This window comes from Bacillus sp. AR13-1, assembly GCF_008042285.1.
GTDB lineage: Bacteria > Bacillota > Bacilli > Bacillales > Bacillaceae_G > Bacillus_A > Bacillus_A mycoides.
Genome location: NZ_QNUA01000012.1, coordinates 173,493 through 184,594, shown reverse-complemented (window position 1 = coordinate 184,594; position 11,102 = coordinate 173,493). Strand labels below are relative to the sequence as shown.

At 32.2% G+C, this 11,102-nt stretch carries 11 protein-coding genes and 1 pseudogene; 1 reads left to right on the top strand and 11 read right to left on the bottom strand.

Annotated features, from left to right (window positions below; translation table 11 throughout):
* Nucleotides 1-219: 219 nt before the first annotated feature.
* The 6 genes and pseudogenes from DN408_RS11655 to DN408_RS11630 form a co-directional block, all read right to left on the bottom strand.
* The gene (locus DN408_RS11655) at nucleotides 220-483 is read right to left on the bottom strand and encodes a hypothetical protein (RefSeq protein WP_002127785.1); all 264 of its coding nucleotides are present in this window, start codon (nucleotides 481-483) and stop codon (nucleotides 220-222) included.
* A 143-nt stretch (nucleotides 484-626) separates the two neighbouring features.
* Nucleotides 627-1,189, bottom strand: a pseudogene (locus tag DN408_RS11650) (AAA family ATPase).
* 115 nt (nucleotides 1,190-1,304) lie between these two features.
* Nucleotides 1,305-2,063, bottom strand: coding sequence for a class I SAM-dependent methyltransferase (locus DN408_RS11645; protein WP_016127129.1), 759 nt, complete (start codon nucleotides 2,061-2,063; stop codon nucleotides 1,305-1,307).
* 228 nt (nucleotides 2,064-2,291) lie between these two features.
* The gene (locus DN408_RS11640) at nucleotides 2,292-4,085 is read right to left on the bottom strand and encodes a Xaa-Pro dipeptidyl-peptidase (protein WP_016127130.1); all 1,794 of its coding nucleotides are present in this window, start codon (nucleotides 4,083-4,085) and stop codon (nucleotides 2,292-2,294) included.
* 136 nt (nucleotides 4,086-4,221) lie between these two features.
* The gene (locus DN408_RS11635) at nucleotides 4,222-5,598 is read right to left on the bottom strand and encodes a sensor histidine kinase (RefSeq protein ID WP_002168206.1); all 1,377 of its coding nucleotides are present in this window, start codon (nucleotides 5,596-5,598) and stop codon (nucleotides 4,222-4,224) included.
* Nucleotides 5,591-6,238, bottom strand: coding sequence for a response regulator transcription factor (locus DN408_RS11630; RefSeq protein ID WP_078178995.1), 648 nt, complete (start codon nucleotides 6,236-6,238; stop codon nucleotides 5,591-5,593). Before DN408_RS11630 ends, DN408_RS11635 begins: the two co-directional genes overlap by 8 nt.
* Nucleotides 6,239-6,359: 121 nt before the next feature.
* On the opposite strand from DN408_RS11630, the gene DN408_RS11625 reads away from it, so the two are divergent.
* Complete coding sequence (locus DN408_RS11625; RefSeq protein WP_016120366.1) at nucleotides 6,360-6,776, top strand: hypothetical protein; 417 nt, start codon at nucleotides 6,360-6,362, stop codon at nucleotides 6,774-6,776.
* A 44-nt stretch (nucleotides 6,777-6,820) separates the two neighbouring features.
* Here DN408_RS11625 and DN408_RS11620 read toward each other — a convergent pair whose 3' ends face one another.
* The 5 genes from DN408_RS11620 to DN408_RS11600 form a co-directional block, all read right to left on the bottom strand.
* Complete coding sequence (locus DN408_RS11620; protein ID WP_016127131.1) at nucleotides 6,821-7,318, bottom strand: DinB family protein; 498 nt, start codon at nucleotides 7,316-7,318, stop codon at nucleotides 6,821-6,823.
* Between the two features lie 97 nt (nucleotides 7,319-7,415).
* Nucleotides 7,416-7,874 carry a GNAT family N-acetyltransferase gene (locus DN408_RS11615; protein ID WP_033713752.1) on the bottom strand — a complete coding sequence of 153 codons (459 nt, stop codon included), beginning with the start codon at nucleotides 7,872-7,874 and terminating at the stop codon, nucleotides 7,416-7,418.
* A gap of 97 nt (nucleotides 7,875-7,971) precedes the next feature.
* Nucleotides 7,972-8,646 carry an HAD family hydrolase gene (locus tag DN408_RS11610; protein WP_016127133.1) on the bottom strand — a complete coding sequence of 225 codons (675 nt, stop codon included), beginning with the start codon at nucleotides 8,644-8,646 and terminating at the stop codon, nucleotides 7,972-7,974.
* 29 nt (nucleotides 8,647-8,675) lie between these two features.
* Nucleotides 8,676-9,377, bottom strand: coding sequence for a 5'-methylthioadenosine/adenosylhomocysteine nucleosidase (locus DN408_RS11605; protein WP_016127134.1), 702 nt, complete (start codon nucleotides 9,375-9,377; stop codon nucleotides 8,676-8,678).
* Nucleotides 9,378-9,389: 12 nt separating this feature from the next.
* Nucleotides 9,390-11,000, bottom strand: coding sequence for a M3 family metallopeptidase (locus tag DN408_RS11600; protein ID WP_147740108.1), 1,611 nt, complete (start codon nucleotides 10,998-11,000; stop codon nucleotides 9,390-9,392).
* Between the last annotated feature and the right edge of the window lie 102 nt (nucleotides 11,001-11,102).

Genomic DNA, 11,102 nt, shown 5'->3' with positions numbered 1-11,102 from the left:
ATGAAAGGCTGATTGTTTTTCACTACACTTTTTTATGTATACAGTATATCCCTGCTATAATAAAACAAAAAAGACCTTTATACGTTAAAGATCTTTTTCATCTTATTTTTGTTACAAAAAACGCCAGAATCTAAAAAAACTTACTTTATGATTTGTATTTTTATATATAAATTAAAGGTTATAAGACTACCAGCATCTTCTCGATTAACATTTTTCACATTAAATATTTCTTGCAATATGCGGTTTGCTGTAATGACTTGTTCCACCACCACCCACTACTACTTTTCCGCCTTTTTCGAAGATTAACAATTTACTTGAACCATCTGAAAGAAGTACTATTACTTCAGCATGATCACTTGTCGCTACATAGATTACATAACCACTTTTTGAAATACAAGTTTCCCAATGCTTATCAAATTCTGATCTTACAACTCGATTAGAATACACTTGATTTTCAATTCTTCCTGGCTGTTCATTTTCCAATTTTTTCTTACCTCCTTCCAAAGTTGTCATTTATATATAAATGACGGTTTCTCAATAAATTAGTGACCGTCCTTAATATAAATAGTATATGTAGTTAGTAGGAGAATGCTTGGACAATGAAAACGTAACAGCATTTAAGTATTTTACAATCGGAATTTTTCCTTAATCATTACAGCTACTTCTTTAGCACTCAAATGAGTATTATTAATTTTTATGTACTCTTCTTTTTCAATTTCATCATGAAATGAATTTAATCTATGTTTTTTCATCGTTTCTTTTAAATTTTTTTCAGACCATTCAATGTCTCTTTTTTTCGGTTTATGCTCTAGTCTATGTGGACTTTTATTTCGCTCTAATCTTTCATCTAATTCTGCCTCGAGCTCTACAAAATATACTGCTGCGCCTTTTGATTCAAAAATACTTACTACATGGTTTATGTAATCCCAATCCGATTGAAGATCAAATGCCCATACATATGTAAAAATCATTCCGTATAAATCACTTTTAGACACTTCTTCAAATAGTTCATTACGAAACAAACTTACTAACCGTTGTGCTTCCGCTTTGTACTGTAATCAAAAAACGAGCTAACAAAATCAATCGTCATATGATTATGAAATAGCTTTAAATCAGTTATTTTTTCTAACTAATGCCCGACCGTCATTTTCCCGACTGCTTGCGGGCCAAATATTAAGATGAATTTCATTTGTTTTCCTCCGATTTTTCTCTATAAACAATTAAATAAAACATATCCTAAAATTGAAAATAAGGCAGTCGATGTTGTGTCGATTGCCTTATTTTCATGAATAGTTCCTATATTATTACTTTCGTACAGCTTCAAAAGTAATAATTTGTTCTGCATTTGACGGTTGCTTTTCATAAACATAGTCAGCAGAGCAAGTAATGTCAGTGAAACCTATACTTTCTAAAAGGAGTTTAAACTCTTCTATTCCATACCACCGCATTGCAAAACGTTGTAGTTCAGTTTGTACTAACTGTCCTTTACTCCATTTTTCATATTTTAAATATGATACAGTTACTTGGTTAAGCCAATCTATTTCAATTGATTTATTTTCTAATGTAATTCCGTCCCCGCTTGGTAAGGAAAAAGTCGATGTATGAATCTCACCCGTCTTCCAGTCATATGGAAGCGCAAGATCTACAATTAAACGCCCGCCTAGATTAAGATGTTCATAAAAACATTTCAAAGCGTTTATAGAATCATCACGATTTTCAATTAAACAAAAGGATCCGGTAGGAATTATTATCGCCTCATATTTATATGGTAATGAAAATTGTTGTAAGCTTCCTTGGTATAAATTAAGGTTTAAGCCTCTCTCTTTACAACGCTTACGGCAAGAATCTAGCATTTCAGGTGAATAATCTATCCCATCAACTTTAAATCCAACTTCAAGAAGTGGAATAATGACACGCCCTGATCCTACTGCCGCTTCGAGAATTCTTCCCCCACAATTATTTAAACGTTCTTGGTAATACTCAATATCACCATTTAAAGAGTAACCGACAGGTTTTGTGAAATCATATAATTCCGTACAAAGTGTACTATAATAACTAAACATTTATTTTCTCCTCCGTTTTATGTGTACGGAAGATTCTAATTTACTTAATCTTTCCGTACCTCAAATTTTAATGAGAATTCGAAAGAGCTGACTGTCATAATTTATCACTCACTTTCCATGTAATATATTTACATTGTATAATATTTCCTCGCGATTGAACATATAAAAGTTGAAAATTCCGATTATAAATAAAGAGCTTACTATAGTAAGCTCTTTATCAAAAACTATTTATTTCACAATCGGCAATGTCACTTCGCTCAATTTCACCGTTAGCTTCGTTCCTGCTTTCGGTCTAATTGTATAATCGTAATCACTTGCGATTAAAACGACCCCCATTTGATGCCCTGCTTTAAATACATAATCATCTGGCTGCATGTCCCATGTAAATGTGTAATCTTTACCAGGTTGAATCGCTGTTGAATTTTCTATACTATTTAAGTTTTGCGGATCCATCCAACCTCTCGTTACAATTTCAGGCCTCGCTCCGCCATAATCAACAAGTAAAGCTGTTAAATTTGAAACAGATCGATCAATATTTCCTGTTATTGAAATTTTAGGCGTACCACTTATTCGCATATCTTTTTGCAGTACAGGCATTGTATATACTAATCGATTCGCTATTTCTAACTCAGGGTTTTCTACTAGTTGATTTGACTTTATTTTAGCATCATCTACTAATGAGAAAACATTGTTTACTGATCCCATACTTAATGGTAGATTGACTGCTTTATTACTTAAATACATACGGACTTTTGATGGTACAGCTGCTGGATCTGGCCAATTTTTTATTTTTTGCCACGATTTATTTTCACGTTGTACATCTACCATCGGTTCATCCATAATTCCATTTTCAATTCCATATAACCAATAATCGAACCATTTATTTTGGGTTTGTTGCCAGTTATTACTTGATGTTCCGCCATGTCCACCTTGATGTAACCACATTTTACGAGGAACATTATTTTTGCCAAGAGCTTCCCACCACTGTGCGAACTGCTTCGTTTTTACATTCCAATCATTTAAACCGTGAACAACAAACACACTAGCCTTCACATTCTTAACATCTTTTACATAGTTACGTTTATCCCAAAAATCGTTATAATCGCCTGTTTTACGATCTTGTCCAGCTGTTAGTTCTTTAATAATTTGCCCGCAAACTTCAGGGTTCTTTCTTGTTAGTACTGCTTCTGCCATATTATCTGTATCTTCTCCCTGATATCCACCTGGCGCAATAACCGCCCCATTTGCACGATAATAATCATACCAGCTACTAATCGCTGCGATTGGAATAATTGTTTTTAACCCTTCCACTCCTGTCGTTGCGACAGCATTCGGTAACGTACCATTATAAGAAACTCCTGTCATTCCTACATTTCCCGTAGACCAATTTGCATTTACTTCCTTACCATCCTCTGTATATGCTTTTGCACGCCCATTTACCCAATCAATGACAGACTTCGTCCCTAGTATTTCTTGTTCATCTCCAGTTGTCGGACATCCATCTGATTTTCCAGTTCCGATACTTTCGCCTAAAATAACTGCATATCCTCTCGGAACATAATAATTACCATACGACCCAAGATTAACTGCCCCATACGGTTTTCCTTCATACGCATACAATTCTTCATCAACATTATAAACAGGCACATCTTTTAATCCAGATCGATATGGACTCATTTCATATATAACAGGAACTTTTACATTTGATTCTGTCTTTGGACGCATAACTTTAATCGATACTCGATCTTTCCTACCATCTCTATCACTATCGACTTCTGTCTCTACAAATAAATTTTCAATAATTGCTTCATCAAGAGAATAGATTGGTTTTGTCATCCCATTTTCCAATTGAATTTTTGTGTTTGGAGTTAAAGCTTCTGAAACTTGACCATTTAACTTAATATCACGCCCTTTTACAGAGCTCCCTTCATTTTCTGCATGTGCAGTCATACTAGAAACTCCTGAAGTAATTGTTAAAGATAATATAGCTGAAAGTGTTATTGCTAATTTCTTTTTCCTCATGCCCTTCCCTCCCCATATATTCCTTCTTTTACTATACATTAAAAATGCAGAAAATTCAGTTTATATTTCGTAGAAAGTTGAGAATTTTGTAAAACATTCGAATCTTTCAAGATAATAGAAAAGGAACTAATAACAATTAGTTCCTTTCTATATACATATAAAATTGTATTTCTCCATCTTCTACCGAAACTCCGTATTCAAAACCATGTCTTTCTAATATACTTTTTACAATCGCTAATCCTAATCCAGTACCTGATTTTTCTTTACTGCGAGAAGACTCTAATACGTAAAAAGGCTCCCAAATTTTATCTATCTCTTTAATTCCCTCAGCAGCAATACCATTTTGAATTTGAAAATACACAATGCCATTTTTCTCTTCTAATATGATTTTTATATTTTGATTCGTTGTATATTTTATCGCATTAGAAATTAAATTTTGAAAGACCATTCTCATTTTATTTAAATCAGCATAAACAATCGTGTCACCAACACTATAGTCCACTTGCAACTTGATTTCTTTCGACTCCAGTTCAATCTTATGCTTATCTATTATACTTTGTACTAGTGGTTCAATAGGGAATTCTTCTTTTTGTAAAATATCTCTTTCTAGTTTAGAAAATCGCAATAACTCTTCAATTAAATTTGAAATTTGATCTGTTTGTTTAATGATTGTATCAACATATGTGCCATCATCTAAACCGTCTTTTATTCCCATAGAATATGCTTTTACTAATGCGATTGGTGTTTTTAATTCATGAGTTACATCGCCCATAAATCGTTTTAAGTGGTCATTTCGATCTGTTAAATCTTGATGTGCTTCATGTAATTTATCACTCATAATGTTTATACTATTTGCTAAATCACCTATTTCATCATTCGTTTTAACTTTCGTCCGTTTAAATTTCAGACGTGAAATATCTTCTGCGACATCACTCAATTCATTCAGTGGTGTAGTGATTGTTTTTGAAAAAATCCAGACGAGCACGATAATAAGAAATAGTGAGAATCCCAAAATGTATATATAAAATGAGTTAAGCGTTTTAATTACTTCATTGGAATGTGCGATAGAAACTCCTACTAAAATCAACATATCATCTTTCGCAATGTATTTCGCAAAAAAACTAGATTTTATCTTTTCTTGATCATATATTTTATTCGATTGTCCGATGTTCTTCACTTTCGTAATTTCTTCTTTTGTAATCCAAAGTTTATTCAATGCAACTCTCTTTTTTGTAAGTTGCATGCGTAATTCTTCATTAATAGCATCTTCTGAACTATTTATTGATGTATACGCAATCGTAACATTACCTTCATTTTCAATATGATTTATAGCATCATCCAGTTCTTTACGCGGTATTGACTGGATTTGCGCTGTAATGCCTTCTAAGCTTTCGCGTGTTTTGTGCACATTATATTTTGGTAAAAAATAGTTAATTAATAATAAAGAGATGGCAAAAATAAGGATGACTGTTAAAGAGATGCTGAAAAATAACTTTTTACCGAGTTTATTCACACTCTTCCTCCAAACTGTATCCTAAACCGCGATGTGTCTTTATAATATTTCCTCCTATTTTTTTACGTAATCTTCTTACATGCGTATCAACCGTTCGCTCTTCCCCAAAATAATCAAATCCCCAGACGATATCTAACAACTTTTTCCTCGTTAAAATCGTGCCTTTGTGATTTAAAAAGCACTTTATTAATTGTAATTCTGTCTTTGTAATGTCTAATTCTTTCTCATTTTTATATACTTTATTTTTGGTGAAATCTATTTTTAAATCTTGAACTTGAATAACATCTTCATGCTGTACAAGCTTTTTCGCTCGCGTAATTAGCACTCCTGGGTGAAATGGTTTTTTCACATACTCATCTGCCCCGCTTTGAAGAGCTGCTAATTCATCTTCACTTTCACTTTTCGCAGTAAGCATTAATACTTTTACACTCGAATTCTTTTTTATTTCCTGACAGACATTAATACCACTACTTTTCGGCATCATCCAGTCTAAAATAGCTAAGTCAATTTTCTCATCATAAAATATTTGAAGTGCTTCCTCTCCATCTTTTGCTAATAAAACTTCGAAGCCTTCTTTTTCAAAATATGCTTTTAAAATTTTCAGCATATCTTGTTCATCATCCGCGATTAATACTTTCATTACATTTCCTCCATTACTTATAAACAAATATCAATTTTATCATACAACTTCTTTGTTACATCAATGTGACATAAAAATATTTACAACGTTTGAGGGTATAGTAAGTGTGAGGTGTTATTTCATGTTCAAAAAAATAGGAGTCATTACTCTTCTCTTCTTTTTATTATCAACAAATGCGTTCGCAAATACAAATAAACAAATTGAAGTATTTGATTGTAAAAAAGAAATGGTGGTCCAAAAACAATCTTTAGATTCAGCTATTCAAAAAGAAGCTGTTCAATATGCTAAATCCATTACTGGCCCGTTCAAAAACTTAAACGTCGTTCCGAAAGATGGACATATGATAAAAATCCCATTATCGAAACCTGTTCCTATTACAAATCAATGGTTACATACAACAATTGATGAAGTACTCATCCTTCTCCCACTTAACGAAAAACCTTACATTATGCTTTACGATGATGAAAATAATCCGCATTTTTATTATGTAAAAGGTAATCCGAAAACTTTATTGAAACAAATGAATGTTAAATTATAATTAATTAAAGATCCCGCAAGTATCATTCGCGGGATCTTTCTTTATCAGTTAACAACTTGATTTTCATTTAAAAAATTAATAATCTGCCTTTTGTGATGGTTATCGTGATCTACGAATTCTTTAATAATATATATTAGAGAGTACGGCATTCCAGTATGAGGACAATATGATACTCCATTGGCAGTTAAATGTTCCTTTAACTTTCCAATAGACAGTCGGTTAAGCTCTTGAACAAGTAAATCTCTTTTAGCTTGTGCTTCTTCAAGAAGTTTTATCTTAGATATACCTGATTTTGCATAATTAGAGGCTTGTTTATTATATGTATCAAAGTCAGGGAACTCCATTCCCTGTCCATCTCTCACTGATGATAATGTCTCACGTAAAAGATAGTCATCCCAATTCATAATATGAGATACAATCTCACCAATAGTCCATTTCCCCTCTGATATTGGCGCTGTCCACAATTCTTCTTTCATACCTTTCAATGTGGTTATCCATATTGAATAATCTTTAAAATCATTAATAATTTTATTTTCTCCCATCATCTAATCCCCATTCTAATAGTAGATTCAAATAAATTATACCATAAATCTACATGATATAGAACGAACGTTCTCTTGGAGATCAAATAATAATTCACTACATCCTTTTATCTAAGTTTAGATAATGGCTTGTTCCTACATACATTTTCCCTTTCGCAAATCCACTCGAAATATAAAATTGATCCCCCTGTTCTGTATCTGTATGTAAGACAACAATAGTAAAATAGATTTTTGCATCGCTTAAGATTCTCCCTAACAGTAACTTTCCTAATCCTTTCCGCCGGTAATCTTTTGCAATATAAAATCTTCTTAATCGACCAATCTTATTGTTTTTCGTATACGGATCTTGATTTAATCCTCCAATTCCAATTAACGTATCCTCTCGAAAGATTCCATATAAACATTCACCTGTTTTACTAAACGTATTTCTTTTACTTTCATATTCATTTTTTAATTTTAATAAGAAGTTAAAACCTTCTTCTTTACTTTCCTGGACAAGGTGATTGACCTCATATTTTAGCAAATCTCCAATTCGTTTTATTTGTATATCTTCCAGCTTAATCTCCCACTTTCTCTATCCAAATGTATCTTTTTGAAAAATAAAAATGCCCAAGAATATATTATCCTGAGCATTCATTTGAATGTGAACTTATTCATTTTGTTATGTACGTATTCTTCAATTCTGGTAATATCCCCTTCAGTTCCATTAAATCATCAATTACTAAATCAGCATGAGCAAGCTCATCTTCTTGTGCAAAATCAAAATTACATCCAATCGCAATTAAACCATTATCTTTTGCCGCATTAATATCCGATAAACGATCCCCAACTACCGCTGCCTCTTGTATATCATACTTCTTCAAAATGCCTTTAACTAAATCACCTTTATTTAGCGAGTGTATTTGTTCAATACTGAATGTTTCCGTAATCCATTGGTCTAAATCATAATAAGATACGATTGCCTGTAAATATTCCGTTAAACCATTACTAGCAATGTAAATGGAACAGTTATTTTCTTTTATAAAACTAAAAACTTCCTTTACATTCGGATATAAAGCACCATTTCCGCTCTTTATATTTTCAATTAGTCTTTCTAAAAAATATGCATCTGTTTGTTCCCTTACTTCATTAGAGTGATTAGGTAATAAAGCTTCCCAAACTTTAGGTAAAGGTACACCCATAATTTCACGATATTTATCAATTGGTGTTATCGTATCCCATAATTGTAGTGACCGTAAATGATCAAATGTATCATCTAGTGATAACTCTAAAATTTTATCTGTTTGAAATAAAGTTCCATCCATATCGAAAATTAGTGCTTGTAACATGATACTCTCTCCCATTCTTTACTTATGAACTACAATACAGCTTTACTCGAAATATTTTTAAGCATCTCAACAATAATTTCTGAACAATATTTCGCTGCGTTTTTCGCGAAATCATCATATGAAACTTGCGCTGAATCATCTGCACTATCAGAAATGCATCTCAAAACTAGAAATGGTATGTCATTTATATAAGCAACATGTCCAATTGCTGCTCCTTCCATTTCTGTACAATGAGGTGCATATTCAGTGACTAATTTCTCCTTTAATTTTGAATCCTCGACGAAGCATTCTCCGCTGACGATTCTTCCTTCATGAACAGTAATATTTAAACTACTACTATTACAAGCTTCTCGTGCTAACACTCTTAACTCTTTACTTGCAGTAAACGATTCTTGGAACGGAAATAAATTCTTCATTTGATTTTTTCTAACATCATGATGAGTAACATTTGTAGAAATAACTAAATCACCAACTTTCACATCCGGATGTAATCCACCCGCAACTCCTGTATTAATGATAGTGTCTATATCAAACTTACTAATTAATATTTGTGTACATGCGGCAGCATTTACTTTTCCTACACCACATCGCGTAATAATAATTTCTGTATCCATGTAGTTTCCTTTATAAAAAGGTATTCCCGCAATAGTATGTTCCTCTTTAACAAGTAGTTTTTCTAATAGTAAGTCTACTTCTATTTGCATTGCTCCGATAATGCCAATTCTGTTCATGTATGTAGTCCCTTAATTAATTTGCAAATATTCATCAATATCTTTATGAATTTGCATAAAAGCTTTATTCCAAAATTCATACTCTGTTAGATCAATATCAAAATGTTTTTTCATCAATTCTTCAACTGGAGTCTTTCCTGTTTCTCGTAAAAACTCTTTATACCTCAAATGAAATGCATTTTTATTTTTATTTGCTATTTCGATTAAACTAAAACTCGCTAAATACCCAAATGTGTATGGATAATTGTAAAAAGGAACGTCTGCTATATAAAACTGAACGTATTTCATCCAAACAAATGGCTGATATTCGCTTAATGCATTTCCGTATGCTTCTTTTTGTACCAATATAGATAATTTCTCAATTTCATCAGCACTTAAAGGACCTTCCTTGCATTCTTCATAAAACTTCTTCTCAAACTGAAACGATGCACGAATTGCCATAACATAATTAAAACTATTTCTTATTTTCCAGCTAAGCAATGACTTTTTCATCTCTACACAATCTGTTGTTTGAATTAAATAATTCATGGTTACCATCTCAAAGAAAATAGACGCTGATTCAGCTGTACTCATTGGCAGATAATCATCTAAAAATGTTGTAGATTGTTCAAGACTCATAACATAAAAATGCCAAGCGTGTCCTAGTTCATGGGCAAGTACTCTTACACTATCAATTGTTCCATCATAACGAAGTGAAATGCGAGATTCTTTTTCACTGAAAAAAGGAGCACAAAATCCACCCGGCGGTTTATTATCTCTCGGTTCAGCATCGATCCAGCCATTCGCTATTGCATTCTGTGCGAACTGTGCCAATTCTTCATCTATATTTTTTAGTGCATCATATATGTTTTTTACTGCTACTGAAAAAGGAATAACAGCCTTATTACTTTCCTTCCATGTCATTAGCTCGTGCCATGTAATTGAATTCTTTCCTTTTTTATAACCGTTTAACGCAATTACTAGCTTCGTAAGATTTTGTTCCGTTGTATTCCACATTTGGGATAATGCAGTTTCAGAGATGCCATTTGCTTGTAGTGATTGTTTTAAAATCTCTGTCCCTTCCATTTCATCACTTTTAGCATGACGTAATCTTCCTATTTGATTCAATACAGTAGCAAAGATATCTTTTTCCTTATTCAAAGCATTTGTAAGAGAATCAAATACTATTAATCTTTCATTATGATCATCACTATTCATCGCAACGTAATTTGCTTGTCCAAATGATAAAGTCTCTTTATCGTGTATTACTACTATCTTATTTCTTAATTGTGCATACATATCTTCCCAAGCTTTTAATTCATTTTCTATTAGTTTAATACTTGAATGATTTGCATGAACACTTTGTCCCTTACTAGATTCTATTAATAGTTGGACTTCTTTCTTTAATTGATTTACTTTTACACTTAGTAAAGTATCTTCAGGATGCTTCTCATCTTCATCAGCACGGCAATATAAGTAATACTCTGCTTTTTCGATAGCCTGTATAAGTTGTGAAAGGATTACTGAATCTTTTGTTGCTTTATATTCTATAATTAACCGTTCTATAGAAAATATAAGATCTTGTTTATTAGAATAAAGTCTGTCTAAATCCCATTTAGTTGGAGCTTGAATACGTATATTCATTTTAATAGCCTCCTATTTTTACAAATAGTTACAACAATTTAATCCCTCCATAATTATATATGAATCTCCAATATTTAGATATCTCTAAATATTAAAACTTAA